The organism is Flavisolibacter ginsenosidimutans, from assembly GCF_007970805.1.
In the GTDB taxonomy this organism is placed as follows: Bacteria; Bacteroidota; Bacteroidia; order Chitinophagales; family Chitinophagaceae; genus Flavisolibacter; species Flavisolibacter ginsenosidimutans.
This window is the reverse complement of the sequence record NZ_CP042433.1, coordinates 2,414,201-2,441,001: the sequence shown is the minus strand read 5'-3', so window position 1 is coordinate 2,441,001 and position 26,801 is coordinate 2,414,201. Positions and strand designations below refer to the sequence as shown.

Genomic DNA, 26,801 nt, shown 5'->3' with positions numbered 1-26,801 from the left:
GGGGAGACAAACCCCGTAAGTAAAAATCAAACAAATGAAACTACACAACCTGCGCCCTGCAAAAGGCGCCACGCACAAAGAGAAAAGATTGGGTCGCGGTGAAGGTTCCGGTCACGGCGGAACTTCTACAAAAGGTAACAAAGGCCAGCAGAGCCATGCGAGCTACAAACGCAAAATGGCGCACGAAGGTGGACAGATGCCGATTCAGCGCCGCGTACCAAAACGCGGATTTAAAAATCCAAACCGCATTGAGTATAAAGTGTTCAACCTTGGACAAATCGAACAATTGGTCGATAAATATAGCATCCAGGAATTTTCGCTTGAAAACCTCTACATGAACGGACTGATTAGCCAAACAGACCGGGTGAAAGTTTTGGGCAACGGAGAATTAAAAGCCAAGCTTGTCTTCAAAGTAAACGCAATCAGCGACAAGGCGAAAGGAGCCATCGAAGCGGCGGGCGGCTCGGTAGAAATAGTGAAGTAATTTTCCTTAAATTGCAAGGCGCTGCAAAGCGCTTTTTTTTGTTTGAGCTAAATAATTCTCGTTCGTGAAAAATTTAATTAAGACCCTCAAAAATATTTGGAGCATAGAGGAACTGCGCAGCAAGATTCTTTACACACTGCTTCTTTTATTTATTTATCGTATCGGAACGCACATCGTGCTGCCGGGTGTAAATCCTGATGGGTTAACACGTGTGGCCGAACAAACAAAGAACAACGGTATTCTTGGTTTGATCAACACCTTTGCCGGCGGCGCCTTTTCACAAGCATCCATCTTTGCTCTGGGTATCATGCCCTACATCTCTGCCTCCATCTTCATTCAGTTAATGACGGTGCTGGTTCCGCAGTTTCAGAAGATGCAGAAAGAAGGAGAAAGCGGCCGCAAAAAAATCAACCAATGGACACGTTACCTCACGGTGGCGGTAACCGTCGTTCAGGCATCGGCTTACGTTGCTTACCTCCGTCAGATTACGGCGCAAAGCGGCGGCATCATTCCGGCTTACGTTGATTATTTCTGGCTTTCAACCGTCGTGTTGCTTACAGCCGGAACCATGTTTGTTATGTGGCTGGGAGAGAAGATTACCGACAAAGGCTTGGGTAACGGTACCTCGCTCATCATCATGATCGGTATTCTTGCTCGTCTTCCGCAAAGCTTCATGCAGGAACTGGGAAGCAAGTCAACCCGTTCGGGTTTGATCCTCATCTTCATCGTTGAAATTGCCATACTCATTGCCATCATTATGGGTTGTATCATGCTGGTGCAAGGCGTTCGCAAAATCCCGGTGAATTATGCGAAGCAAATTGTGGGCAATCGCCAGTTTGGTGGCGCCCGTCAATTTCTGCCCATCAAAGTAAACAGTGCGGGTGTAATGCCCATCATCTTTGCGCAAGCGGTGTTGTTTCTGCCCACTTTGTTTAACCTTACAGGTACGGCTGCGGGACAAGGTATTGCCGGTGTGTTTCAGGATCACTCCAATGTTTATTACATGATAGTGTATGCGGTGGTGGTAATTGGTTTTACCTTCCTGTACACGGCATTAATTTTTAACCCGAAACAAATTGCGGATAACCTGAAGCAGAACAACGGTTTCATTCCGGGTGTAAAGCCAGGCCAGCCAACGGCTGATTACATTGGCAGCATCATGGATAAAGTCACGTTGCCGGGTGCTATTTTGCTGGCTTTCGTCGGCATTCTCCCGGGGATTGCGCAACGCCTCGGTGTGCAGCCAAGCTTCTCTACTTTCTTCGGCGGTACATCGCTGCTGATTATGGTGGGTGTAATTTTGGATACCTTGCAGCAAATTGAAACGCAATTGCTCATGCGCCAATACGATGGTTTGATGAAGAGCGGCCGCATTCAAGGCAGAACCGTTACGCAAGCGTCTTACTAATAAGTACGGGGCCAGACAGTAAACGACAAAGTGTTTTAAATAATCAAAACCTGGTGAGAATGCTTGCCGGGTTTTTTTGTGAAAGCCTTCAGCCGCCAGCTTTCAGCAATCAGTAAAACTGAATTGTAAAGGGCTGAAGGCCGATAACTGAAAGCTGATCGCTTAATCATGATTCATTACAAAACAGAAGCGGAAATAGCCATTATGCGACAGAGTGCCTTGCTGGTAAGCAGCACCCTTGCCGAAGTAGCAAAAATTCTTAAGCCCGGATTACAAACCATTGCCATAGACGGTTTCATCGGCACCGTCATCAAAGACCACGGTGGCATACCGTCATTTTTAAACTTTCACGGCTACCCGTTTAATTCATGTATCTCGGTCAATGATGTCGTGGTGCACGGTTTTCCCAACAAAACCGAATTGAAAGAAGGCGATATCGTTTCCATTGACATCGGTATTTATAAAAACGGTTACCACGGCGACCATGCCTACACGTTTATGATTGGAAAGCCGGGCAATGAGGTGGTAAAGCTGGTAAAGATTACAAAAGAATCGCTTTACAAGGGCATCGAAAAAGCCGTGGCGGGCAACCGCATCGGCGATATTGCTTTTGCCATACAGGAGCACACCGAAAAAAAGAACGGCTACGGTGTGGTTCGCGAATTGGTTGGCCACGGCCTAGGAAAAAGTATGCACGAAGACCCGCAGGTTCCGAATTACGGGAAACGAGGGTCAGGGCCGGTAATGAAAGAAGGGCTGGTGATTGCCATTGAGCCGATGATCAACATGGGAAAGAAAGAAGTGTACACGGAAGATGACGGCTGGACGGTGCGTACAAAAGATGGCAAGCCTTCCGTACACTTTGAACACGATGTTTGCGTTAGAAAGGGGAAAGCCGATGTTTTATCCAACTATGCCGAAATTGAAAAAGCCGAGAAGGAAAATGGCAATCTTTTTGCTGACTACTGAGCCCCAAAGTCACAGTAGAAAATCGCTTATGAAAAAAGCCGCCTTCTCTCTTTTCCTTCTCTTTTGCGTTCTAATCAAAGCCGTTTCACAGCCGGACAGTTCGCAAGTAGTGCAATCGTTTTTACCGTTGCTGGTGGTGAACTTCGATGCCAAAATGATTAACAAAAACGTGCAGCTTCAATGGGCCGTTACCAACAACGAAGACGTTAAAAATTTCGAGATTGAACGGGCAGACGACGGCAATGGTTTTCAAAAAATTGGCGGCAAACTTTCAACGGGTAAAGAAGGAAAAACAAACTATGAGTTTGTGGACGCTCTGCCAAAGAAAAATGCGGGTTTATCCTACCGCATAAAGACCGTAGCCAAAGATGGTTCCTCGGTTTATTCTAACGTGCAAAATACACGGGTTGAGGAAGCCGTTCTGCAATACAAACTGAAACAAAACCCGGTTCATCAGTCAATAGAAGTGGAGATCATTTCTCCGGCTGAGGTCAGTCTTCAGGCTTCCATTTACACCGCTTATGGACAAAAGGCGTTGGTGCAAACAACGAAGCTTTTCTCCGGTGTAAATCTTCTCTCGCTTTCTTCGCAAAATCTTCTTCCCGGCCTTCACCGTCTTGTTTTAGAAACCGGCAACGAAAGAAAAGTAATTTCGTTTGTAAAAGAATAAATGAAGCAACGATTGGTGGTTGTTGGCGGAGGCGCTGCCGGTTTTTTTTGTGCGGTGAACGCGGCTCGCATGAACCCGCAACTGCAGGTTATCGTTCTCGAAAAAACTTCTAAACTTCTTTCCAAAGTAAAAATTTCCGGTGGTGGCCGCTGCAACGTTACACACGCTTTGTTTGACATTGTCGAGATGAGCAAACGCTATCCCCGCGGACAAAATTTCGTGAAGAAAACCTTTCATCAATTTTTTACGACCGATACTATAAAATGGTTTGAAGAACGCGGTGTGGAATTGAAAGCAGAGCAAGACGGCCGCATGTTTCCGGTTACCGATTCTTCACAAACCATTGTTGATTGCTTGATGAACGAAGCGAATAATTACGGCGTTGAGATAAGGATGAATGCAGAGGTGAGAGAATTGAAAATGGAAAACGGAGAATGGAGAATACTTACGGCCAGCGGTCAACAAACAACGGCCAACTTCCTTTGCCTTGCCACCGGCGGTTACCCAAAAGCATCCATGTTTGATTGGTTGAAGAATCTCGGTCACACATTTTCCGAACCCGTTCCATCTTTGTTTACGTTCAATTTACCGAAGCATCCAATCACTGCATTGATGGGAGTAAGCGTTGAAAAAGCAAGAGTAAAAATTGAAGGCAGTAAGTTGATAGAAGAAGGTCCGGTACTGATTACGCACTGGGGTTTGAGTGGCCCCGCAATATTGCGGTTGAGTGCCTGGGGCGCAAGAGAATTGAAGGAAAAGAATTATGATTTTAAAGTTCATATGAATTGGCTGCCCAACAGTAATGAACAATCAATGAGAGAAGAATTGCAACGTTTACGTAAGGGGCAAGCAACAAAGAAAATACTCAACATCCAAACGATGTTGCCAAGCAGGTTGTGGCAATTTTTGTTGGAACAATCGGGTATCAACAATGAAATGCGCTTTGCTGATTTACCTGCAAAAGCAGAGAATGCACTTGTAAAAAATTTGGTTGATTACGTTGCAGAAGTAAAAGGCAAAACAACCTTTAAAGAAGAATTTGTAACGGCCGGTGGCATCGCACTAAGCGAAGTGGATGCGAATACGATGATGAGCAAAAAGGTCCCGAACTTATTCTTTGCCGGCGAAGTGTTGGATATTGATGGCATCACCGGCGGCTTTAATTTTCAACATGCGTGGACAAGTGGTTGGATAGCGGCAAAGAGCATAGTTCAAAATTGTTCTGGACGCTGAATAGTCCGACACAACAGGCAGGTAATGGATAACTAAACTTTTTGGCCTAAGAACATTCTCAACCCCTTAACAACTCTCTCCTCAAACACCAAATCCCAAACGCCAAACCCCAAACGGTTTTTCTTATCTTCGCCGCCCCGAATAAAACCATCGGGAGTTTATCATGGAAGACAACAATATTGTTAACCCAAACGCTGAAGGCCAGGAGACGACTCCGGTTGCGCAAAATGCAGCACCCGAGCAGTCTGCAGCGACAACAAATGCCCCTGCCGCAGATCAAACAAACGAGCAACCTGTCGCTCAAACCGAAGCAGCTACAGAACAACCCGCTCAACCTGTTTCCAATGTAAAAGTGGAAGAGCCCGTACAAGAAACCGTGGCCGCTCACGACGATTTTGATTGGAGCATTGACAAGCGCAACGTAGCCGCTTACACCCGCGAGGAAAAAGAAAAGTACGACAAGGTTTATGAAAACACCTTCGTGCAACTGAACGACGGTGAGATGATCAAAGGAACCGTTGTGGGCATCACCAAAACCGACGTGGTGCTGAACATTGGCTTTAAATCAGACGGCCTCGTTTCCCTCAACGAATTCCGCGACACGCCAAGCCTAAAAGTAGGCGATGAAGTGGAAGTGATGGTGGTAGAAAAAGAAGACCGCGACGGCAACCTGAACCTGAGCCGCAAGCAAGCCCGCATTACCCGTGCATGGGAGCGCATTGTGGAAGTTCACAAAACAGGCGAAGTGGTTACCGGTACCGTTACCTCTAAAACAAAAGGCGGCTTGATCGTGGACGTGTTCGGTATGGAAACCTTCCTGCCGGGTTCACAAATCGACGTGAAGCCTGTAACTGACTACGACCAGTTCGTAGGCAAAACAATGGAGTTCAAAGTGGTAAAGATCAACGAAGCCATCAAGAACGCCGTTGTATCGCACAAAGCACTCATCGAAAGCGACATCGAAGCACAACGTGCACAAATCATCGGCAAACTCGAGAAAGGCCAAGTATTGGAAGGTACGGTGAAGAACATCACCGACTTTGGTGCTTTTATGGACCTTGGTGGCTTGGACGGTTTGTTGTACATCACCGATATTTCATGGGGCCGCATCAACCACCCTTCAGAGGTATTGAAGCTGGACCAAAAAGTAAACGTGGTGGTTCTGGATTTCGACGACGAGAAAAAACGTATCTCTCTTGGTTTGAAACAACTCACGCCGCATCCCTGGGATGTGCTGCCTGAGAATATTAAAGAAGGCGAAATTGTTACCGGCCGCGTAGTGAACATTGAAGACTACGGCGCCTTCCTGGAAATTCTTCCGGGTGTAGAAGGCCTGGTTCACGTTTCAGAAATCACTTGGGCCAATACGCCAATTAATGCGAAAGAATTCTTCAAGCTTGGCGACGAGCACACCGCGAAGATTGTGACGCTTGACAAAGGCAGCCGCAAAATGAGCTTGTCTATCAAGCAGCTTTCACAAGATCCGTGGAGCGATATCGAAACCAAATTCCCTGAAGGCAGCCGTCACACCGGTGTGGTGAAAAACATTACTCCGTACGGTGTGTTTGTTGAGCTGACTGCAGGCATTGGCGGTATGATTCACATTTCTGACCTGAGCTGGTTGAAGCGTTACAATCACCCGAACGAGTTTACCAAAGTTGGTGAGAACATTGACGTGGTGATCCTGGGTATTGACAAAGACAACCGCAAATTGCAACTCGGTCATAAACAACTTGAAGAAGATCCCTGGAACACGTTGCAAGACACCTTTGCTGTGGGTTCAATTCACGAAGGAACCGTTATCCGCAAGGACGACAAAGGCGCCATCGTGCAATTGCCTTACGGTCTTGAAGGGTTTGCGCCCAACCGTCACTTGGCAAAAGAAGACGGTAAGAGCGTAGGCGCCGACGAAACCGCCGAGTTCATGGTGATTGAATTTGATCGCAACGAAAAACGCATCGTGGTTTCTCATGCACGCATTTGGGAACAGTCGCAGGCTGAAGAAAAAGACGCGGCCCGCAAAGAAGCCCGTGCGCAGAATGAGCAAGCCCGCAAAGCGGTGAAGAACATCCAGCAAAAAGTGGAGAAGCCAACGCTTGGCAACCTCGGTGCGCTTGCACAAATCAAAGAGAAGTTACAACAACAGGAGAAAGGCAACGCTGCTAACGCCGGTGAGAATACACCCGAAGCAGGAAGCTAATTCTTCGATCTCTCTATAATGAAAATCCCGTCAGCAATGACGGGATTTTTTTATGGGCCAAAGGTTCATCCATCCATTTAACTTTCCTTGCAAGTTCATCCTGAGCGAAGTCGAAGGGCACGCTTGTATGTTTGGCAAGCCTGTTCAGACAAAATGGTTTACTTCAATTCAAACACCACCGTTACTTCGTACCTAATCTTGATCTTTTTGAAATCAGCTTGTGGTTGCTCCGGGGCAGCATCCGATTGTGCCTCCGCTTTCATCATGCGGTTTGAAGCCATTGCGTTATACATAGGTTGCGGATAATACTCGTTCGGTTCATTAATGGTAATGGCCACACCAATTTTTTCGTTCACGGCATCGGCTAAGTATTGTGCTTTTTCTTTTGCGCTTTTAATGGCCTCAATTTTCAGGTTTTTCCGGAACTCTTCCATCTTGCTGTGCGTTACACGGGAGATGTAAAAGTTCTGCGTAGCGTTGTCGTCTAACTTATCTACCAACTGATCCACTTGCGTTGTGTTGCGGAGCTTCACTTGATACGTGATGGTCGCATACAATTCCTCCTTTTTGTTTTTCTTGCGCAACCAGGGATTGCTGTACGCATCGTAATTGGACACGCTCACGGCATCTTCGGGCAAGCCCAGCGAGCGAACGGCTGTTAAAAAATCCTGGCGGATTTTATCAATGGTGATTTTTCCATTGCCCTTCTTGTCGTACTCCTTCAAGACAACCTGCACATAAATTTCATCCGGCACGATTTCCATTTCGGCACTGCCGTTTGCGGTAATTGTGCGCGGGTAAGGATTGTTCGCATAAGTCTGCGCAAAGCCCGTTAACGTCAATAACGAACCCGCTAAAAAAAGAAACATTGTTTTCATGGCATTAATTTTTATGCAGATGAAAAAAGGAAAACCCTTACATACGGTAAAGATAGAATCGTGCATGACTTAACAATTTCTAAACACGTACTTTTAGCACACCAATTGCCTTGCACATGAACATCTGGAAAAAGTTAGCCGAATACAAACTGGTGCGCAAAATCGTTTACGCATTGGTAGGCGTCTTTTCGTATCCTGGACTTGCCATTGTAAACAAACTAAAAATCAGCGGCACCGAACACATCGAAAATCTTCCGAAAAGGAACGTGCTTTTCGTGAGCAACCACCAAACTTATTTCGCCGATGTCATCACTTTTCTTCACATTTTTTGCGCCGTGAAATGGCGCAAGCGAAACAAGTTGGGGGTGCCGTACTATTTGCTCAATCCGTTTACCAGAGTTTATTACGTAGCCGCGGAGGAAACAATGAAGAGCAGTTGGATCAGCCGCTTGTTCACGCTTGCCGGAGCGTTAACCGTTAAACGCACGTGGAAGAAAGACGGCAACGAAGCCCGCCGCGGGCTCGACCCAAGCGATACCCGAAAAATTGAACGGGCATTGAACAATGCTTGGGTCATCACGTTTCCGCAAGGCACTACAAAGCCTTTTGCGCCGGGACGCAAAGGAACGGCTTACATCATCAAACATTGCAAGCCCACGGTAATCCCTGTTGTCATCAGCGGCTTTTGGCGGGCCTTTAATAAAAAGGGACTGAAGTTTAAAAAGAAAGGCACTTTGCTCAGCGTAACGTTCAAGCCGGCACTGCAAATAGATTACGAAGCAAGACCTGAGGATATTTTGGCGCAAGTGATGGACGCCATCGAACAAAGCAAGGAGTACATGATGAAGGGCGCACACCACTGGAAGACGGTAGAAGAAAAGGCTGCGTAAGTACGGTTGGCCGTAGGTAGTTGATCGTTGTTTGTACAAGAAATACTAAAGCAATACATTTTTGAAAGAAGAAAAATTTACTCTTGCTTTTTTTGCAATCGCTGCTTCAACCAACCACCAACTATCAACAGCCAACAATCTCTACACTCCTTCCACCAAAATCATTTTTGTTGTTGCATTCTTTTGGCGTAATGCTTTTGCCGGTGCGTATTCTTCCGAAGACCACCATTGCTTTGCCAACTCTTTGTTTGGAAATTCCAGCACCACAATGCGCTTGGCCTGCCAGCCGCCTTCCAGTGTTTCGGTAGCACCGCCGCGTACAATGAATTTTCCATTGTAACCCGATAGAGAAGCCGTGGTTAATTTTTTATAGTCTTCGTATTCTTTGGGATTGTGTACATCCACTTCAACAATGATGTAGGCTGCCATATTAATCGTGTTTGGTAAAGAACAATGCTTTTAATTCTGCGGCTTCATCGGGTTTCATTTTGCCGCCCAAAATGAGCCTTACCTGCCGGCGGTGCAGAGCGCCTTCGTACAGCCTTTTCTCTTCTTCCGTTTCGGGTGTTAACGGCGGTACAACCCGCGGTCTTCGGTTGGGGTCAAGCGCTACAAAAGTGTAATAGGCTTCGTTGCTTTTGTATTTGAATTGCTGTGTAAAGTCCTCGCCCCACACTTTTAAATGCACTTCCATTGAGGTGTTAAAGGCGCGGGAAACTTTGGCCTCGATGTGCACCGTGTTGCCAAGCTTGATGGGGTTTTCAAAGGAGATATTGTCCACCGAAGCCGTAACCACCGGTGCGTTGCAATGCCGCTGCGCGGCAATGGCCGCGGCAATGTCCATCCAGTACATCAACCGTCCACCCATAAGATTGCCAAACACATTCGTGTCGTTGGGAAGAACGATTTCCGTCATCATGGTATAACTGTCCGATGGATTTCTCGCTTGCATTTTTTTCATTTGCGCAAAGGTAACCGCCGAACAACTGGCGTAAGGGCTGTGCAATGAATTTTTATAAACCTCAAACTCAATGGTGGCAACGCAGGAATGCACACAAAAGAAAAAACTCAATCCCAAAAGGATTGAGTTTTCAAAGCGGACAAAAGTTTCGCTTAAATGTTTTTTATCTCACCAATTAAATCCTGCAACACTTTTTTTGCATCGCCGAACAACATGGAGGTTTTCGGGCGGAAGAACAAATCGTTTTCAATGCCCGCATAACCAGGCTTCATGCTTCGTTTGTTCACGATAACCGTTTTTGCATTTTCAACGTCAAGAATCGGCATGCCGTAAATAGGAGAGGAAGGATCGGATTTGGCAGCCGGGTTTACCACGTCGTTTGCACCAAGAATGAGCACAACATCGGTGGATGGAAATGCTTCGTTGGCTTGTTCCATTTCTTCCAGCTTTTCGTAATTCACGTCCGCTTCGGCCAGCAGTACGTTCATGTGTCCGGGCATACGGCCCGCAACGGGATGAATGGCATATTTTACTTCAACGCCTCTTTCGTTTAATAATTTTTCCAACTCGTGGCAAGCGTGTTGCGCCTGTGCCACGGCCAAACCATAACCCGGAACAATCATTACTTTGTTGGCGTATGCCATTACTACCGCAGCATCGGCCAAACTGATTTCTTTGTACGCTCCCGCCTCTTTATTTGTAGCTCCGGCACTTGTTTTTGCCCCGCCGCCAAAGGAACCGATTAACACATTTGCCAGTGAGCGGTTCATGGCTTTGCACATCAGAATAGTAAGCAACGTACCCGCAGCGCCAACAAGGATGCCGCCGGTGAGCATCACTTTGTTACTGTATAAAAAGCCTCCGCAAGCCGCGGCCACACCGGTAAAAGAGTTGAGCAAAGAAATCACGACAGGCATGTCGGCGCCGCCGATTGGCAGCACGAAGAAAACGCCGTAAAGTAAAGCCAATGCAAAAACGGCGTAGAATAAAATATTTCTGCTTTCCGGAAACCATCCAATGACGTAAGCCGCCAAACCAACAATCACAAGTAATAACACAATGTTGAAAATGTGCTGGCCGTTAAATGAAAAATCTTTGATCCTTCCGTTCAGTTTTCCCCATGCAATCATACTGCCGGCAAATGAAATTGAACCGATAATTAAACCCAAGAGGATAATGAGTAATTCGCCAGTTGGTACGTTTTGTACAAAATTGTTTTCGACGCCGCTAAGTGGCGGATACATTGTGAACCCTCCGGCAATTTTGGAAAGATGTCCAAACTCCACCAACGAAATCAACGCCGCGCAAGCGCCGCCCATGCCGTTGAAAAGGCTTACCATTTCCGGCATCGCGGTCATCTTTACTTTTTTTGCGGCCAGGGTTCCAATCACGCCGCCAATAGCAATGCCACCAAAGATCCACGCATAATTGTGCAGGTGATTACCGGCATCGTCGCGGTATAAAAAGATGGTTCCGAGAATCGCCAGCGTCATGCCGGTAGCCGCCACAAGGTTTCCCTTTCGTGCCGATTCCGGATGCGAAAGCATCTTTAAGCCAATGATGAACGTAACGGAGGCAATGATGTATAATAAAGTGAGAAGGCTGATTTCCATGTGCGGTTATTTCTTCTTTTTGGATTTAAACATTTCAAGCATGCGGTCTGTTACCACAAAGCCGCCGACAACGTTCAGCGTTCCCAATATCACGGCAAGAAAGCCAAGTATTAACGCAAGGTAATTGTCGCTTTCGGCCTTGCCCATCACGATGATGGCGCCAATAATAACCACGCCGTGAATGGCGTTGGCGCCGCTCATGAGCGGCGTGTGCAAAACGCTTGGTACGCGGCCAATGACTTCGATGCCCACAAAAATCATCAGGATAACGATGTAAATGATTTGTTCGTTACCCGCAATCCAGTTCAGTATTCCCATTGTTGCTTATTGATTGTTGATTGTTGTTGGTTGGAGATTGCCCGTGAGTTGTTGCACTCTCTCGTTTGTGATTTGTCCGTTGTGTGCAACGCAGGCGCCTTTTACCAAATCGTCATCCCAGTTCAAATTGAGGCTCCCTTCTTTTGTGGTGATGAGGCCCAAAAAGTTTAAAATGTTCTTGCCGTACAATTTGCTGGCGTCGGATGGCGTAGTTGCCTGCAGGTTGCTGTTCCCTACAATGGTGACGCCATTTCGTACAACGCTTTCGTTGTTTTTGGTAAACGGCGTGTTTCCACCCGTGGCTGCCGCAAGATCAATGACGATTGAACCGTTGCGCATTCCGTCCAACATTTCTTCGGTAATAAGTATCGGCGCCTTCTTGCCGGGAATCTGCGCCGTAGTGATTACAATGTCTGCTTTGGCAATGCTTTCTTTAATGCGTTGCTGCTGCTTTTGTTTGTATTCCTCGGTTTGCTCAACGGCATAGCCGCCGGCCTTCGATGCATCGGCCGCACCTTCTACTTCAATAAATTTTGCGCCGAGACTTTGCACTTCTTCTTTTACGGCAGGCCTTGTATCAAACACTTCCACCACAGCACCCAAGCGACGAGCCGTAGCAATAGCTTGCAAACCGGCAACGCCTGCACCCAGAATCAGAACTTTAGCCGGCGCAATGCTGCCCGCTGCGGTCATAAACATGGGAAAGTAGCGCGGATAAAGGTTGGCGGCCAACAACACAGCTTTGTATCCCGCAATGTTTGCCTGCGAACTCAAAACGTCCATGCTTTGTGCACGGGTGGTGCGTGGAAGCATTTCAAGACTGAAAACCGTCAGGCCGTCTTGCGTCCATTGCTGCACCCGGTCTGAGTTGTACAGAACCTGGTAAACGCCAAGGAGAATTTTTCCGGCCGGTATTTTAAGCCTTGCATCGGGCGGATGAATGGAGAGAATCACGTCGCTTGCCGCAATCACGTCTTCGGCACTTCCGGCCTTTGCGCCGGCTTTTTCGTAATCTGCGTTAGTGGCCGATGCTTTTAAACCCGCACCGGTTTCTACAATTACCTGGATGCCTTTTTTGGTTAGAGCCGAAACACCTTCGGGTAAAAGCGAAACCCTTGTTTCGGTTGGTGGTTCTTTCAGGAGACCGACAATCATGCGGCCAAATTATTGCAAAATGCGGTACGCTCAAAAACGAACGGTGAAATGCTGCTTTGCTTTGAACTCTTTGCGAAAGAAAACAAAGCCCAAAAAGAACACGTCCACCGTGCATTGCACAGCGGGATGCGCCTTGATTTCGGCCCAGGCTTTTTCCATTTCTTCGCTCCAATGGACGTCGTCGAAAACAAGGATAGAATCGTTGTGAGTGTTGGAAACAAGTTGATGAAAATAACGCAGCGTGGGTTCATAACGGTGGTTGCCGTCAATGTAAGCAAGGTCTATTGATGACTGATGACTGATGACTGATGACAGTAGCTCATCAAAATTTCCGTTCTGTAATTCAATATTTTCTAAGCCTAAGCGTTTGAAATTTTCCTGCACGATTTGAGCGATTGCTTTGCTGCCTTCGATGGTGATGATGTTGGCCTCGGGATTTGCCATTGCGAAGTACGCCGTTGTAAGGCCCAGTGAAGTTCCCAGTTCGAGAATTGTTTTTGGCCGGTAGTGCTTCGTCAGCCGGAACAAAAGCCGTGCGTATTTTTTTGACTTGAGTGCCGAGGCGGCAATTTGCTGAACGCTTCGTTGTTTCGTGACCGCCGTTCTTGAACCCGCACCCAAATCTTCAATTTGCAACACACGCTTGTCCGCTAAAAGTTCTTTGCGAAGCGCTTCAATTTTAGTTGGCGGTTGATAGCCCGACTTGTTGTTCAGCACGTGAAGAATGAACTGAAATACAAACGGCGAATGCATACCGTGGCCTTTGCCGTTGTAAGCCGTGAGGGAATAATGGAAATATTTTTTCGCTAATTGAAAAGACGAATACACGATGGAAATGTAAAATGGAAAATGTAAAATTCAGAATGTAAAACTATGGGTCTCTCTGCAACGGTCTTTCTTTTTACATTTTCCTTTCCCAAACCTGGTACGTATGGTCGTACGCATTCTTTGCGTCTTTTTCGCAGTAACGTTTCGACACAAGCGTCCATTCTTTTTCGTTAATTACCGGGAAAAAAACATCGCCGTCAAATGGATGATGAATGCGTGTTAAATAAATTCTGTTTGCATTTGGCAACGATGTTTTAAAAATCTCCGCGCCGCCAATCACAAAAATTTCTTTCGCGCCGTATTCCTTTGCTTTTTCAACCGCTGCTTCTATTGAGTGAACCACGTCCACGCCTTCGTGGCCCCAATCGTTGTTTCGTGTGATGACAATGCTTTTTCTTCCGGGCAGTGGCTTGCCAATGGAATCAAATGTTTTTCGTCCCATTAAAATAGGCATGGCCCACGTGAGATTTTTGAAATACTTTAAATCATCAGGCAGGTGCCAGGGAAGCTTGTTGTCTTTGCCGATGACGTTGTTTTCTGAAGCCGCTACCAAAAGAGAGATGAGCATGAAATGTAAAATGTAGAATGTAAAATCTAAAACTGTCAAACTTTATTGCTTTTGGCCGTTTGTATGCTTGCCGTAAAAATGCCGATAAGCTCGTTGCACTCTTGCAACGTTGTGTTTACTTTCTCGTGAGCTATCAGTGGCTTTTCGATAATGATTCGAAGGTTGATTTTTGATTCACGCAATTCTTTCAACAGCATTTTCATCTTGTGTATAAAGTCTGCGCGAGATTCTGCACCTTGTGCTTCGCCGTACAGTAAAGCCGGTACTGTACCACTTTTTGATAATTGATGTTCGAGGTTTTGTCCTGCTTTCGTGTTGGGCAGCAAGTCGCAAACTTCTAAAGCAAGAATGGCAAACTTCACCAACCGGTCTTCTAAATCATATTTACGCTGTCCCTCCATTTTACATTTTAGATTTTACATTCTGCGTTTTACATTTTTATACCGCAACAGGTGCTTTAATGGCGGGATGCGAAACATAATTCTCCAGCGTAAAATCTTCGTAGTTGAAATCAAAAATATTCTTCACGTTCGGATTTAGCTTCATGGTTGGCAAAGGGAAAGGCGTGCGGCTTAACTGCGTATGGACCTGTTCCAAATGATTGTTGTAAATGTGCACGTCGCCAAAGGTGTGAATGAAATCACCGGCTTCCAAATCGCACACCTGCGCCATCATCATCGTCAGCAAAGCATACGACGCAATGTTAAACGGTACGCCCAAAAACACATCGGCGCTGCGTTGATACAATTGGCAACTGAGTTTGTTGTTCGCTACATAAAACTGAAACATGGTGTGACAGGGCATGAGTGCCATCTTCGGCAAATCGGCCACGTTCCAGGCGTTTACAATCAAACGCCGGCTGTCGGGGTTCTTTTTTATTTGGCTAATCACGTCGCTTATCTGGTCAGTTGTTTCGCCGTTTGCGCCTTCCCAGCTTCGCCATTGCTTGCCGTACACAGGTCCTAATTCTCCATTTGCATCGGCCCATTCGTTCCAAATGCTTACGCCGTGTTCTTTTAGATAAGCAATGTTGGTTTCACCTTTTAAAAACCAGAGCAGTTCGTAAATAATGCTTTTGAGGTGAACCTTTTTTGTGGTGACAAGCGGGAAGCCCCGGCTTAAATCAAAGCGCATTTGATAACCAAACGTGCTGATGGTGCCCGTGCCGGTACGGTCGCTCTTTTGCACGCCGTTGTCCAAAATATGTTGAAGAAGTTGTAAGTACTGTTGCATTGTCTGAACCGGAATTTTTGTGATGGGCCGGATCGGCGGGAAAATTAGACAAAGCTCGCCGCCTGAACAAAACTGCGTTGCCGGCGCACAAAACCTGTACGGAAAATTTCAATAAAAAAAGCAAGCCTTACGGGGCTTGCTTTGCAAATTCGCAGGGTGTGGTTTTGATTGATGCAAACCTTACGGGGTTTGTCTTTGATTCTCGCAGTTGGTAGGGTAATTTCATCAAAGGCCTTACGGGGCCAGAGATGGAGCAGGGTTTTGGTTTCGGGTTCAGCCTTACGGGGCTGGCGATTTTTGTTTCATTCCGGTCTTACGGGACCGGGGTTTCAGATTTTGACCTCTGTTTTTAGTCTTTAAGATGCTTGCCGTTGAACAAATCCTTCGAGAATAATGTTGGTGGTGCCGTCCTGTTTTGCAATGCGCATTTTGGTAGGATACCAGCCGGCCTTTTGGTATTTCGTGGGTTGTGGAATGGCTCTTTCAAAAGAGGGATTGGCTTCTACGAACTTTCGTGTAATCATCGGTTCCCAAAACGTTACTTTACCGTCGTACGAACCCATTAGAAAAGTTTGCGTAAAAGGCTGGCCGTTTACTTCCGGTGTGGTTACGTCAAGCCAATGCGCACCCATTTGCGGAACGCCGCCGCCGGGATTGATATACGTTGGCGGCATGTAACCTTGTGCCGGCGCATTGTCAAATTTAGCTTGCGCCAGGTCGTAGGTCGGAATGGCAATCCTTTCTGCTTCGGGTTGAATGTAAAAATGAAAATCAAAATGCGGCTTGTCGTAAACGCCGGCGGGTTCGTGGCCGGCAGGATTCCAATCCAGTAGAACGTGTGTGAACGGTGTGCCGCCGGTGGCTTTGGGATGAAGTTTTAACGACAAAGAATTTTCGTGGTGATGGCCGGGAGCGCCGGGTGTAAGCGTATCCAAACTTGCCATTGATGCATCGTCCATTGCAATGGCAATTCTTACGGGATTGTTGTTGTCGTCAGCTTCGTACCAGGTCCAGGCTTTTCCGTGCTGAAAAGTTTGCGCATCGCCTTTAAAAATTTTTTCAGCAGGTTTGTTTTCGTGGTCTTTTTTGCAGGAACTAAAAGCGGCTAAAGAAACTGCGGCAAAGAGGAAAATTTTTTTCATATCGGTTTCTGATTTTGGTTTTGATGACTCAAAGATGGCTCCCCGCAAAGCCGAAGAAAATGACGCTTGAAATGAAACGGAAGGAAAGACGGATGAATTGAAGCCCCAGGGTTTCGGAATGCGTTATCAACTTTTTTACTTCGCAACGGTCTGTTGTTCTTCTCCTTTTGCAATCAACTTCGCACGGCTGAAAACCGGTTGTTGAAAGGGCTGCATCAACTGTTGTTTTCGCCGGATGAATTGTGCAGGCGGCGACACCGAAACAATTATTTTTGAAAGACCTAAAATTTATTTCTTGTACCGTGTTTGCTTTTTTCTTTTGCTGCTTTGTGTTGGGTTGAAAGGAAGCGCACAATCCGCTTCTTCGTTTGTGTTTACACATTACTCAACGAAAGACGGACTGGCCGCAAACGAATTGTACAAGGTGCAGCAAGACCGCGAAGGCTTTTTGTGGATTGCCACCAGCAACGGCCTGCAACGGTTCGACGGCGTGCGGTTTCGCACCTTCCGGCACGAAGAGGGCAACGCCAACAGCCTCCCTTCTAACGTCATTCAACGCTTGTTTATTGACAAGAACGATGTGCTGTGGGGCGCCACCGGCAAGGCTGAATTTTTTCAGTTCGACAAAAGCCGGTTTACATACAGGCAGATACCCGTTCGCGCAGCGCATCCGGAAAAAATGTTGTCGAACGAAACCATGTTTGTACCCGATGAGAACGGGCATTTGTTTCTTTTAACCTTGGGCAGCGAGCTGTTGGCATACGATGAAAAGAAAAACGAGTTTTCGCAAGAAGCCAATTTTATTCCGCTGCCCAAAACCTGGGGCGTTACTGCTTTGGTACAGCAGCCAGGAACACAAAAATATTGGCTTGGTCTGCAAAGCGGCGGCATCGCCATTTACAACCGTCAAACAGGTAACTTAAGTTATTACGGGCACAACGTAGAACACGAACCCGCGATTGAACTTTGGGGAACGCAAATGATTTTTTTTCATCCGCTATTCGATAAGAAAAATCATTTGTGGGCGGTAACCTGGGGGCCCGGCATCCCGCTTTACGTTCAGTATAATCTGCAACGTCCAACGGAGCCGCTAAAGATTTCAAACTTTTGGGGACGCATTCCCACCTACCACGAATTAAACGGATTTGTGGAGCAAAGCGACGGCCGCATCTGGATAAAGGGCCTCAATGCGCTGGCTTATTTTGACGAACAGGTGAATGATTTCGTCGTTGTCAAGCCCAGCGGAAGCGACGAGAGCGGCATTAAATACGAAGGCTTGTCCGCGTTGTTCGAAGACCGCGATAAAAACCTTTGGGCCGGCACCAACAACAACGGCTTGTACCGCTTCAATCCGTCCACCCAAATCTTTACCAACGTGCTGCACCCGCGCCGTTTTGTAAAAGCCCAAACCGGAACCGGTGCGGTCATGTCGTTTATCCAACTGAAAAACGGCAGCGTTTTATCAGGCACCTGGGAAGACGCCATGTTTCAATACACAAAAGACCTAAAGCCTCTTCCGCTCCCCGCAAAAATGCCTTTCCTGCTGGCCAATGCCTATGCCTGGAGCATGTGCGCATCGGGCGACAGCAACTCAATATGGATGGGCGCCCAACCGGGCTTTTGGCAATACAATCAACAGGCGCAAACGGCCCGCTTCTACGATCCACCCGTGATGGAAAAACGCACCGTACGGCAAATTGCCGAGGACAAAACCGGCACGCTGTGGTTGGGTACGCACAACTTCGGTCTCTTTCGGTGCGTGCAGCCCAAGCGTGAGGGCAAGGACTCTGTGGTTCGCGTTGGCGAAGTGGGCACGAGTTTGATCAACAAGCTTATGGCCGACAGCAAAGGCCTGGTATGGGTGGGCACAAGCGACAAAGGATTGTACGTGTACGATGCGGCCAGCGCAAGACTCTTGCACCATTACTACGTTGGCATTAACGGCAACGATGCCGCGCCGGGCTGCAGCGTTACCTGTTTGTTGGAATACAACGACAGCCTTGTTTTTGTGGCCGACGACAGCCGCTTGTACAGTTACAACCGCAACACGGCCACGCTTCGGGTGCGAAGAATTACCGGCAGCGTGGCGGGCACAATTTCGGCGATGGAAAAAGACGACGACGGCTTCATTTGGATAAGCACGACCGGTGCGCTTTACCGCATTCATCCTACCAACAAAACGGCAATGGTGTTTAACCGGCAGGACGGAATTTTGAACGACCAATTTGTTTTGGGTTCTTCCTATCGCCTGCGCGACGGACGCTTGTTGTTCGGCACCAACAATTCCTTTGTTGCTTTTGACCCGAAAGTGGCCGGGGCCATGGCTGCCGCCCCTTCCATTCGAATCACTTCTTTGCAAGTCGGCCCGCAGGAACTTCCGGTAGATTCGGTGCTGCAATTGAAACAACTTTTGCTCACCGCAAAGAACAACGCCCTGGCCGTTGAGTTTTCGTCCTTGCAATACAACGCCCTGTATCCCATTCAATACAAAATGGAAAACATTGACAACGACTGGCGCTTTGCCGATGCCGACAACAAGGTGACTTATCCGTACCTGCCGCCGGGACATTACCGTTTGCTGCTGCGTGCTTACAAACCCGACGGCCAGCCGGCAGGCGTAACCGAATTGCGCATTCAGGTGAAGCCGCCCTGGTACCAAACCTGGTGGTTTTATACCCTGGTGGCCCTTGCTTTCGTCATTGAGCTTTGGTGGCTCGACCGACAGCGCAGCAAGCGAAAAGAAAGCATGCAGAAAGTGCGGACCGACATCGCGGCCAACCTGCACGAAGAGGTAAACACGGCACTCAACAACATCAATATTTTAAGTGAGATTGCCCGCCTCAAATCCGACCGCGAACCGCAAAAAGCAAAGGAATACCTGGAACAGATTCACACCAAAAGCCACAACATGATCATTGCGCTTGACGACATGCTGTGGAGCCTCGATCCCGAGAACGATTCGATGAAAAAAACCGTGAGCCGCATCCGCGAATTTGCCGATGCGCTGATGCAGCGTCACGGCACGTTGATTGAATTGCTCATTGACAAAAAAGTAGAAAAGCTGGAGCTGAACATGAAACTGCGGCACGAAGCGTTTTTGTTGTTTAAAGAAGGCTTGCGCAGTTTGGTGGAAGCCGGTACGCCGCATTGCATTGTGCACCTCACGGCCGAGCGGAACAAACTTTTTTTCTCCATTGAATTTGCCAACGAAGGCTGCGACATGCAGCAGCTCAACAACCTTTTGCAGCGCCACGACATGGAAGTGCGCATACAGGCTTTGCGGGCAAAACTCGATGTGCAATTGCACAAAAGCCGCAGCATGTTTTTGCTGCAGTTGCCGTTGGGCTAATGGTTTTGACGTATTGAATTGGTCGCGACACGAAAGGACTGTTACTTGAGTACTTTAAGCAGCTAAAAAGATTTTTGATTGGAGGTGAAGCTAACGTTGAAGCATTGGCGATGTGGCGGAATTTTTTATTCGTTTGCCCACAACCGATGCTTATTAAAGAACTAATGTAAAAATTTTATTCAAATGCTTATTAGAATTCGGTCTGACCGGACAGGTGATGATAAGCGATTTATAGCTGATTACTTGCACATCGCCCCGCCGTATGCGCCAATGCAATGTTGGTGGTAGTGCTTATTCTTTAGAAGGGATAATTTTTTCAGCTATTGTCGTGTCACCCTGCATAATTGTAAAATAATATTCTTCTGTCACCTTTTTGGCTTTAAATTCTTTTGGAATTGTCTTTACCGCAACGAATGGGTCAACCACGTCTGCGTAAAGTGTCATTTCTCCGCTGCCAATATCGCCATCGTCGCAGCGTCCGTTTCCAGTCCAGCCAAGATGCTCCGTCAAGATGTTTCGTACTTGTTCACGTCTATCAAGATCTTCTGTTGTGCCCCATGTTTTAAGTTTAAAGGTGACCGCAACTGTAAATTGTTTTTCCAAAGGGATTTCGGCATATCCTTCATTTAGTTTGTCAGCAATCAAAGAATTTATTTTGTCTTTAAATTCCGAATATGATGCAGCACCAACATTTTCTTGCTCACCTAAACTACCAAGTTGTCCCAAATGTACTGTAGCATTTTTATCATCCACATTCCATGTTTCCCAGTATAGATAGGTTGAGTCGTGCTTTTTATACAGTTTGATGAAAACTTGATTACTGCTATCGAAATAATTCTTCTGTGTCATCGTTCGAAATGATTTGCCATTATTAGTCTGCCCACAACTTATTAAAGAAGCAGAAAAGAAAATTGTCAAAATGATAGAATGGAATGTTGTCATAGCATTACCACCAACACAATATTAGCCGACATCTTCCTTTCTTCCAAAAAATTAAGTCCTTCAAAATCAACGGGAAGCAAAAGGCAACCGCGAAAACCCAATGTCGGCAATACAACCCGCGAAATGTCGGCAATGAAACTAAATTTCACGCTGGTCTTTCCACAAATCATCCAAAGGACTGAGGATATTCACCAGCTTCTCTTTCGTTACGTGCAAATACCGAGCGGTTGTTTTAATGCTGAAATGACCCAATAAATCCTGAATGAAATGAATGGCCACGCCCTTCTCCAGCAAATGCGTGGCAAAACTGTGGCGCAAACTGTGAAAGCTGACGGCCTTATTAATCCCTGCCCTTTGTCTCGCCATCTGAAATATCCGCTGGGCACTCTTTGCGCTATAAGGCGTGTTTGCGGTGTAACCTTCAAAAAGAAAGGTGGACGGACGCGGGACGCACTCTTTCAGGTAAGCCCGCAAAACATCAAGAAGCAAGGGGCTTAACATCACAACACGGTCTTTCTTTCCTTTTGACTTTTCTACAAAAATTTGCATGCGGTTGCTGTCAATATGTTTGATCTGCAACCCGACGACTTCGCTTACCCGTAGTCCGGCGCTGTAAGCAGTAAATAAAATTGCCTTGTGCTTATTGTTTTGGAGCGCCGCAAACAGTTTTCGCAACTCAGCCTCACTTAGCACTTTCGGAATTTGCAAATGCTTCTTCGGCCGCGGTATCTCCCAAAAAAACTTTTCCCGCCCCAACACCTGCTCAAAATAGAATTTGATGGCATTGATGCGGCTGTGCAAGGTGTTTTCCGAAAGCGTTTAAAATAACAGCGTACATGAAAAAGTTTTGGTTGAAGAAGAATGGTTGTGTGTCTGCGCCTGCAACGATTCTCCCATTTAATAAAATATTGCTTTCATTTCCCAGCACGGCCTTGCAAACGTTTACTCTGCTTCCCGCACCTATTTTTGTTGCACGCCGCTTAAACTTCTACACATGCAAAAGTTTGTTCTTGTTTTTATACTCGCAGGTCTGTTTGCAAAAGGTGCCATCGGTCAGAACGCAAAACCAAGAGCTCCGCTCACATCCGCCATCAAAGAATCCGATTTAAAGACCGACATCTTCGAGATGGCTTCCGATCATTTTCGCGGCCGCGAAGCCGGCACGCTCGACGAATTAAAAGTTTCGGTTTGGTGGGCGAATAAACTGCAAGCACTTGGCTTAAAACCTGCCGGTGATGACGGTACGTTCTTTCAGTTTTTTTCCATGAAGCGCAACCGTGTGAGCAACGCCAGCAAGATTGCGGTCAACGATCACGAGCTTGCACTTTGGAACGACGTGTTGGTGGCGCAAACGGCTCCGGCCGCGGTTTCAGCGCCGGTGCTTTTCCTGGGCAACACAACAAGCGCGGAGGCAGAAAATGCCGATGTAAAAGGCAAGGCCGTCGTTATTCTTGCATCACCCGACGGCATTAATTTAAATGTTTCTCTGCCCGAGCGGCGTTATCCCGGTTATGTGTTGCGCAAGTACGCAAGCCTGTTGCAAAAAGGCGCGGCGGCTATCATTTTTATTGCAGACGAAATGGGTGAGAAAAGCTGGCCTGCGGTGTTGCCCGCACTTACCCGCGGCACATACGATATTGAAGGCGGACCCAATGCCGTCGCCACAGCAAAAACACCGGTGCTTTGGGTTCACGCAAGCGCAACCGATTGGTTAAAGGCAAAAGGCGCTCAGCTAACCGCAAGCATCACCGTTGAGCGTTTTGATTATCCTTCGGTAAACATTGTGGCCGAAATAAAAGGCACCGATGCGCAGCTTTCAAAAGAATACGTTTTGTTCAGCGGCCACCAGGACCACGACGGCGTGCGGCAGCCTTACGGCACCGATTCCATCTACAACGGTGCGGACGATAACGCATCGGTAAGCGTGGCTTTGCTGGCCATTGCCCGTGCGTTCAGGCAACAACCGGGCAGGCGTTCGGCCTTGTTTGTATGGCACGGCGCGGAGGAGAGAGGCTTGCTCGGTTCGCGGTGGTACGCAAGTCATCCCACGGTTGACAAAAATTCAATTGTAGCAGTGTTGAACGGCGACATGATTGGGCGGAACAATCCAGACAGCGCGGCTTTGTTGGGCATGCAAGCGCCGCACCGGAATTCACCCGAACTCGTTGCGATGGCCCTGCAGGCAAACAACGAAGGGCCGCGTTTTAAGCTCGATACTTTGTGGGACAAACCAACGCATGTGGAAGGCTGGTATTTTCGCAGCGATCACTTGCCTTATGCCCGCGCCGGTTACCCGGCTTTGTTTTACACAACGTTGTTGCACCCCGATTATCACACGCCGATGGACGAGCCGCAGCTTATTGACATTAAAAAACTAAAGCGGATGACCGAGTGGATGTACCGCACCGGCTGGAAAGTTGCCAACGCACAAAAACGTCCGGCACTTGACCCGGCTTTTAAGTTGGAACGGTAAGAATTTGCGCAAACGATTGAGCGTTGTAAAAAAAGAGATTAAGCGGAACTTGCGTGCAGCGAATAATGTGTTGTACAGAAGAGGTTTCTCTTGCAGCCGGCCCGCAATCGTTGAAATAATTTGCCGCAACTTTACCTGCGAATCATTCAGGCTTGCGAAACTGCGACGAGGAAACTAATTGCGCAGTTGCCATCCCAAAAAATAAATGAAAAATCATATGCTCACGAACCAGGCAAACAAGGAAATTGACTTAACCGATTCGTTGGAACGCATTTCCACGCAAATTTTTTCAACGCCGGCCGAAGGCGCAAAATGGGTGGCGCAGCAGGTTGCGTTGCTGATGCGGGCAAAGGCCGATGCCGGTGAACATTGCGTATTGGGGCTTGCCACCGGCTCAACGCCGAAACTCCTGTATGCCGAACTCGTGCGCCTGCACCGCGAAGAAGGCCTGAGCTTCCGGCACGTGATTGCCTTTAACCTGGATGAATATTACCCTATTGAAAAAGATGCGCTTCAGAGTTACAACCGCTTTATGAAAACGCAACTCTTCGACAAGGTGGACATTGACCCTTCAAATTGTTTTATTCCCGACGGCGAAGTGCCCAAAGAAAAAATAAAAGAACATTGCGCCGATTACGAAAGAATGATTGCTTTGGTTGGCGGTATTGATTTGCAGATTCTCGGCATCGGCGTTAACGGCCACATCGGCTTTAACGAACCCGGTTCCAGCATTCATTCCAAAACAAGGATGGTAAGCCTTGAAAACTCCACGCGGCTGGCCAATGCCTACGAGTTCCAGGGCATGAGCGACGTGCCGCGCCTGGCACTCACCATGGGCATCTCCACCATCTTAAAAGCCAAAAAAATCATCCTGATGGGATGGGGCAACACCAAGGCGCCCGTGATTCAAAAAGCAGTGGAAGGCGACGTAACCGAAAGCGTACCGGCTTCGCTTTTGCAAACGCACGACGACGCAACCTTTGTGATGGATGAACAAGCCGCCTCGCAACTAACGCGGTTTAAATCGCCCTGGCTAACGGGCGAAATTGAGTGGACGCCGAAAATGATGAAAAAGGCCGTGGTGGACATGGCGCTGCACCTGGAAAAACCGATTCTCAGCTTAACCAACAACGATTACAACGAATACGGATTGAGCGACCTTTTGGTAGAAAAAGGCGATGCCTACGAAATCAACCTGCAGGTGTTTTATGCCATGCGTGATACCATCACCGGCTGGCCCGGCGGCAAGCCAAACGCGGTTATTCCCGCTCATCCCGAACGTTCCGAGCCTTACCCGAAACGCTGCCTCATTTTTTCGCCGCATCCCGATGATGACATCATCTCCATGGGCGGTACCTTTCAACGTTTGCACGACCAGGGGCACGACGTACACGTAGCTTATCAAACCTCCGGCAACATTGCCGTCACCGACGAATTTGTCACCCGCTTTTTGGATTTTGCCGTTGGCTTTGAAGAAATGTTTGCCCGCGACAGCAAACCGGCCCGCGATGTTTTAAGCGAAGCCAGAGCGTTTCTAAAAAACAAAAAGTCAAACCAGGTAGACACCGAAGACATTCGCGCCATCAAAGGACTCATTCGGCGTTGCGAAGCCGCGGCCACTTGCCGCTACGTGGGCATTAAAGAAGAAGGCATTCATTTTCTTAATCTTCCTTTTTACGAAACCGGCGCCATTGAAAAAGCACCGATGAGTGAAGAAGACATTCGCATTACCGTTGACTTGCTCCGGAAGGTAAAACCGCAACAGGTTTATGCAGCCGGCGATCTGGCCGATCCGCACGGAACACACCGCGTTTGCCTTGACATTGTTTTTGAAGCCTTGCGGCGAATAAAAGCCGATGGCGACGCGTGGATAAAGGATTGTTGGCTGTGGCTCTACAAAGGCGCCTGGCAGGAGTGGGACATCAGCGAAATAGAAATGGCCGTGCCCATGAGTCCCGACCAGGTACGCAAAAAGCGTTTCGGCATTTTTATTCACCAATCGCAAAAAGATACGGTGCCGTTCCAGGGAAGTGATGCAAGAGAATTTTGGCAGCGTGCCGAAGACCGCAACGCACACACGGCAGAACTGTATGCGCAACTGGGTTTAACGCGATACGCTGCTATGGAAGCATTCGTTCGGTGGACGTATTGAAAAGAGACAAAAAAAATCCCGCATGGAAATGCGGGACGATCTAACGATTGCTTGCTATTTGAAAAAAGTTGAAATTCTTTGTTTGATAAACTACTTCAAAACTAAAGCCGCCTTGCTGCAAAGGCAGAACATATTTTGCTTTTAACTACGGCGTCTAACCAAAACGCAACGCGCTGAAATGCAGTTCCAGCAAGGGCTTTAGCGCAGAATGCAAACGACAGTCAACCCGTTGGCCTAAATTCTGCGTTCGTCCTGACACCATTCCTTTCCCGCTTTATCGCCTATTTTTGATTGCATTGAGTCGGTCATGGCAAAATCGGTTTTCGTCATCAAGGTTGGTTCTTCCGTGTTAACCGCGGCATCGGGTGATTTGTCTTTGCCCATCATTCAAAGCATCGTCAATCAAATTGCGGGATTGACAAAGGCACACAACGTGTTGTTGGTTTCGAGCGGCGCGGTAAGCAGCGGGAAAGCATTTCTGAAAGGCTACGACCGCAGTTTAACGCAGCGAAAAGCCGCCGCTGCTATTGGCAATCCCTTGCTGATAAAAGAATACGCTTCCCGCTTTTCCGAACACGGCTTGCAAGTGGCACAGGCACTTTTGGAGCGGCACCATTTTGCCGAACGTTCGCAGTTTTTGCAACTGCGCGAAACGCTTTCCGAGCTCTGGGCCAACAACGTTGTTCCCATCGTAAACGAGAACGATGTAGTGAGCAATTTTGAATTAAAATTTTCTGACAATGACGAGCTGGCGACTTTGCTTGCCATTGCCTTCAACGCAAGTGCTTTGCTTTTTTGTACCACGGCCGGCGGCTACAGGGATGAAAGCAACAACATCATTCCGCATGTAGAAGAAATTGACCACGTGCTTTCGTATTTGCGAAAAGACCAGTCGGTACACGGCACCGGCGGCATGGCTTCAAAGCTCACGTTTACCAAATTGGCAACGTCGCTCGGCATCAAAACAATCTACTGCGGCATTGACGATGCGCAGTCGTTTTTAAAAGCCCTGAACGGCGAAGGCGGTACTACGTTTGCGCCGAAACATTCTTCGCTGAACGACCGCAAAAAATGGTTAGCAAGCGGCTCGATTACGATCGGCTCAGTGCAAATTGATGAAGGCGCTCACGAAGCGTTGCTGCAACGAAAAAGTTTGTTGCTTGTGGGTGTGGTTTGCGTTGAGCGAAGCTTTCTTGCAGGCGAAGTAGTGCAGTTGACCGTTGCCGGAAAAGGCATCGTCGGCGTAGCCAAAATGAAATACAAGGCGGATGATTTGCGCACCAAGCGAAAAGACGTGATGGTGGCGCACGCCGACGACATCGTTCTTTTTTGAAC

24 protein-coding genes are annotated in these 26,801 nt (G+C 47.6%); 11 read left to right on the top strand and 13 right to left on the bottom strand.

Features of this window, described 5'->3' with window-relative positions; translation table 11 throughout:
- The first annotated feature begins 34 nt into the window (after nt 1–34).
- The 6 genes from rplO (at nt 35) to rpsA (ending at nt 6,964) form a co-directional block, all read left to right on the top strand.
- Nucleotides 35–484 carry a 50S ribosomal protein L15 gene (rplO, locus tag FSB75_RS09995; protein WP_146786444.1) on the top strand — a complete coding sequence of 150 codons (450 nt, stop codon included), beginning with the start codon at nt 35–37 and terminating at the stop codon, nt 482–484.
- A gap of 64 nt (nt 485–548) precedes the next feature.
- A complete protein-coding gene (secY, locus tag FSB75_RS09990) occupies nt 549–1,892 on the top strand; it encodes a preprotein translocase subunit SecY (protein WP_146786441.1) in 1,344 nt (447 codons plus the stop codon).
- Between the two features lie 168 nt (nt 1,893–2,060).
- Nucleotides 2,061–2,861 carry a type I methionyl aminopeptidase gene (map, locus tag FSB75_RS09985; protein ID WP_146786438.1) on the top strand — a complete coding sequence of 267 codons (801 nt, stop codon included), beginning with the start codon at nt 2,061–2,063 and terminating at the stop codon, nt 2,859–2,861.
- Nucleotides 2,862–2,889: 28 nt separating this feature from the next.
- Nucleotides 2,890–3,531 (top strand): hypothetical protein, encoded by a 642-nt coding sequence (locus tag FSB75_RS09980; RefSeq protein ID WP_146786435.1) that lies wholly within the window; start codon nt 2,890–2,892, stop codon nt 3,529–3,531.
- Nucleotides 3,532–4,764 (top strand): BaiN/RdsA family NAD(P)/FAD-dependent oxidoreductase, encoded by a 1,233-nt coding sequence (locus tag FSB75_RS09975; RefSeq protein WP_146786432.1) that lies wholly within the window; start codon nt 3,532–3,534, stop codon nt 4,762–4,764. It abuts the gene before it with no gap.
- 163 nt (nt 4,765–4,927) lie between these two features.
- Nucleotides 4,928–6,964: a 30S ribosomal protein S1 gene (gene rpsA / locus FSB75_RS09970; protein WP_227990900.1), complete on the top strand. Its 2,037-nt coding sequence runs from the start codon at nt 4,928–4,930 to the stop codon at nt 6,962–6,964.
- A gap of 158 nt (nt 6,965–7,122) precedes the next feature.
- Here rpsA and FSB75_RS09965 read toward each other — a convergent pair whose 3' ends face one another.
- Nucleotides 7,123–7,842, bottom strand: coding sequence for an SIMPL domain-containing protein (locus FSB75_RS09965; protein ID WP_172623113.1), 720 nt, complete (start codon nt 7,840–7,842; stop codon nt 7,123–7,125).
- Between the two features lie 116 nt (nt 7,843–7,958).
- Here FSB75_RS09965 and FSB75_RS09960 point away from each other — a divergent pair, with 116 nt between their 5' ends.
- Entirely contained in the window at nt 7,959–8,732 is a 774-nt protein-coding gene (locus tag FSB75_RS09960) for a lysophospholipid acyltransferase family protein (protein WP_146786426.1), read from the top strand.
- A gap of 141 nt (nt 8,733–8,873) precedes the next feature.
- Here the strand turns inward: FSB75_RS09960 and FSB75_RS09955 are convergent, their stop codons facing one another.
- From FSB75_RS09955 to FSB75_RS09910, 10 genes are all read right to left on the bottom strand, one after another.
- Entirely contained in the window at nt 8,874–9,161 is a 288-nt protein-coding gene (locus FSB75_RS09955) for a DUF1330 domain-containing protein (protein WP_146786423.1), read from the bottom strand.
- A gap of 1 nt (nt 9,162) precedes the next feature.
- Nucleotides 9,163–9,693 carry an acyl-CoA thioesterase gene (locus FSB75_RS09950; RefSeq protein WP_227990898.1) on the bottom strand — a complete coding sequence of 177 codons (531 nt, stop codon included), beginning with the start codon at nt 9,691–9,693 and terminating at the stop codon, nt 9,163–9,165.
- 152 nt (nt 9,694–9,845) lie between these two features.
- Nucleotides 9,846–11,306 carry an NAD(P)(+) transhydrogenase (Re/Si-specific) subunit beta gene (locus tag FSB75_RS09945; RefSeq protein WP_146786419.1) on the bottom strand — a complete coding sequence of 487 codons (1,461 nt, stop codon included), beginning with the start codon at nt 11,304–11,306 and terminating at the stop codon, nt 9,846–9,848.
- A 6-nt stretch (nt 11,307–11,312) separates the two neighbouring features.
- Nucleotides 11,313–11,624, bottom strand: coding sequence for an NAD(P) transhydrogenase subunit alpha (locus FSB75_RS09940; protein WP_146786416.1), 312 nt, complete (start codon nt 11,622–11,624; stop codon nt 11,313–11,315).
- 6 nt (nt 11,625–11,630) lie between these two features.
- Nucleotides 11,631–12,779: a Re/Si-specific NAD(P)(+) transhydrogenase subunit alpha gene (locus FSB75_RS09935; protein WP_146786413.1), complete on the bottom strand. Its 1,149-nt coding sequence runs from the start codon at nt 12,777–12,779 to the stop codon at nt 11,631–11,633.
- Between the two features lie 30 nt (nt 12,780–12,809).
- Complete coding sequence (locus FSB75_RS09930; RefSeq protein WP_146786409.1) at nt 12,810–13,607, bottom strand: O-methyltransferase; 798 nt, start codon at nt 13,605–13,607, stop codon at nt 12,810–12,812.
- A 73-nt stretch (nt 13,608–13,680) separates the two neighbouring features.
- Entirely contained in the window at nt 13,681–14,175 is a 495-nt protein-coding gene (locus tag FSB75_RS09925; RefSeq protein WP_146786406.1) for a dihydrofolate reductase, read from the bottom strand.
- Between the two features lie 35 nt (nt 14,176–14,210).
- Nucleotides 14,211–14,576: a four helix bundle protein gene (locus FSB75_RS09920; RefSeq protein WP_146786403.1), complete on the bottom strand. Its 366-nt coding sequence runs from the start codon at nt 14,574–14,576 to the stop codon at nt 14,211–14,213.
- A 37-nt stretch (nt 14,577–14,613) separates the two neighbouring features.
- Complete coding sequence (locus FSB75_RS09915) at nt 14,614–15,408, bottom strand: thymidylate synthase (RefSeq protein WP_146786399.1); 795 nt, start codon at nt 15,406–15,408, stop codon at nt 14,614–14,616.
- Between the two features lie 356 nt (nt 15,409–15,764).
- Complete coding sequence (locus FSB75_RS09910) at nt 15,765–16,550, bottom strand: hypothetical protein (RefSeq protein WP_146786396.1); 786 nt, start codon at nt 16,548–16,550, stop codon at nt 15,765–15,767.
- A gap of 295 nt (nt 16,551–16,845) precedes the next feature.
- Here FSB75_RS09910 and FSB75_RS09905 point away from each other — a divergent pair, with 295 nt between their 5' ends.
- Nucleotides 16,846–19,899 (top strand): ligand-binding sensor domain-containing protein, encoded by a 3,054-nt coding sequence (locus FSB75_RS09905; protein ID WP_172623112.1) that lies wholly within the window; start codon nt 16,846–16,848, stop codon nt 19,897–19,899.
- 291 nt (nt 19,900–20,190) lie between these two features.
- Here FSB75_RS09905 and FSB75_RS09900 read toward each other — a convergent pair whose 3' ends face one another.
- Nucleotides 20,191–20,748 carry a hypothetical protein gene (locus tag FSB75_RS09900; protein WP_146786391.1) on the bottom strand — a complete coding sequence of 186 codons (558 nt, stop codon included), beginning with the start codon at nt 20,746–20,748 and terminating at the stop codon, nt 20,191–20,193.
- A gap of 231 nt (nt 20,749–20,979) precedes the next feature.
- Nucleotides 20,980–21,642 (bottom strand): tyrosine-type recombinase/integrase, encoded by a 663-nt coding sequence (locus tag FSB75_RS09895; protein WP_146786388.1) that lies wholly within the window; start codon nt 21,640–21,642, stop codon nt 20,980–20,982.
- A 193-nt stretch (nt 21,643–21,835) separates the two neighbouring features.
- On the opposite strand from FSB75_RS09895, the gene FSB75_RS09890 reads away from it, so the two are divergent.
- The 3 genes from FSB75_RS09890 to proB all read left to right on the top strand — a co-directional run bounded on the left by FSB75_RS09890 (nt 21,836) and on the right by proB (nt 26,799).
- Nucleotides 21,836–23,314: a M28 family metallopeptidase gene (locus FSB75_RS09890; RefSeq protein ID WP_146786383.1), complete on the top strand. Its 1,479-nt coding sequence runs from the start codon at nt 21,836–21,838 to the stop codon at nt 23,312–23,314.
- A gap of 205 nt (nt 23,315–23,519) precedes the next feature.
- A complete protein-coding gene (nagB, locus tag FSB75_RS09885) occupies nt 23,520–25,466 on the top strand; it encodes a glucosamine-6-phosphate deaminase (protein WP_227990896.1) in 1,947 nt (648 codons plus the stop codon).
- A gap of 307 nt (nt 25,467–25,773) precedes the next feature.
- Nucleotides 25,774–26,799 (top strand): glutamate 5-kinase, encoded by a 1,026-nt coding sequence (proB, locus tag FSB75_RS09880; protein WP_146786380.1) that lies wholly within the window; start codon nt 25,774–25,776, stop codon nt 26,797–26,799.
- Nucleotides 26,800–26,801: the final 2 nt, after the last annotated feature.

Excerpts from the sequence above, each read along its gene's own strand:
- rplO (WP_146786444.1), top strand. The coding sequence starts at position 35 with ATGAAACTACACAACCTGCGCCCTGCAAAAGGCGCCACGCACAAAGAG.
- map (WP_146786438.1), top strand. The coding sequence starts at position 2,061 with ATGATTCATTACAAAACAGAAGCGGAAATAGCCATTATGCGACAGAGT.
- FSB75_RS09980 (WP_146786435.1), top strand. The coding sequence starts at position 2,890 with ATGAAAAAAGCCGCCTTCTCTCTTTTCCTTCTCTTTTGCGTTCTAATC.
- FSB75_RS09975 (WP_146786432.1), top strand. The coding sequence starts at position 3,532 with ATGAAGCAACGATTGGTGGTTGTTGGCGGAGGCGCTGCCGGTTTTTTT.
- rpsA (WP_227990900.1), top strand. The coding sequence starts at position 4,928 with ATGGAAGACAACAATATTGTTAACCCAAACGCTGAAGGCCAGGAGACG.
- FSB75_RS09965 (WP_172623113.1), bottom strand. The coding sequence starts at position 7,842 with ATGAAAACAATGTTTCTTTTTTTAGCGGGTTCGTTATTGACGTTAACG.
- FSB75_RS09960 (WP_146786426.1), top strand. The coding sequence starts at position 7,959 with ATGAACATCTGGAAAAAGTTAGCCGAATACAAACTGGTGCGCAAAATC.
- FSB75_RS09955 (WP_146786423.1), bottom strand. The coding sequence starts at position 9,161 with ATGGCAGCCTACATCATTGTTGAAGTGGATGTACACAATCCCAAAGAA.
- FSB75_RS09950 (WP_227990898.1), bottom strand. The coding sequence starts at position 9,693 with ATGAAAAAAATGCAAGCGAGAAATCCATCGGACAGTTATACCATGATG.
- FSB75_RS09945 (WP_146786419.1), bottom strand. The coding sequence starts at position 11,306 with ATGGAAATCAGCCTTCTCACTTTATTATACATCATTGCCTCCGTTACG.
- FSB75_RS09940 (WP_146786416.1), bottom strand. The coding sequence starts at position 11,624 with ATGGGAATACTGAACTGGATTGCGGGTAACGAACAAATCATTTACATC.
- FSB75_RS09935 (WP_146786413.1), bottom strand. The coding sequence starts at position 12,779 with ATGATTGTCGGTCTCCTGAAAGAACCACCAACCGAAACAAGGGTTTCG.
- FSB75_RS09925 (WP_146786406.1), bottom strand. The coding sequence starts at position 14,175 with ATGCTCATCTCTCTTTTGGTAGCGGCTTCAGAAAACAACGTCATCGGC.
- FSB75_RS09920 (WP_146786403.1), bottom strand. The coding sequence starts at position 14,576 with ATGGAGGGACAGCGTAAATATGATTTAGAAGACCGGTTGGTGAAGTTT.
- FSB75_RS09915 (WP_146786399.1), bottom strand. The coding sequence starts at position 15,408 with ATGCAACAGTACTTACAACTTCTTCAACATATTTTGGACAACGGCGTG.
- FSB75_RS09910 (WP_146786396.1), bottom strand. The coding sequence starts at position 16,550 with ATGAAAAAAATTTTCCTCTTTGCCGCAGTTTCTTTAGCCGCTTTTAGT.
- FSB75_RS09900 (WP_146786391.1), bottom strand. The coding sequence starts at position 20,748 with ATGACACAGAAGAATTATTTCGATAGCAGTAATCAAGTTTTCATCAAA.
- FSB75_RS09890 (WP_146786383.1), top strand. The coding sequence starts at position 21,836 with ATGCAAAAGTTTGTTCTTGTTTTTATACTCGCAGGTCTGTTTGCAAAA.
- nagB (WP_227990896.1), top strand. The coding sequence starts at position 23,520 with ATGAAAAATCATATGCTCACGAACCAGGCAAACAAGGAAATTGACTTA.
- proB (WP_146786380.1), top strand. The coding sequence starts at position 25,774 with ATGGCAAAATCGGTTTTCGTCATCAAGGTTGGTTCTTCCGTGTTAACC.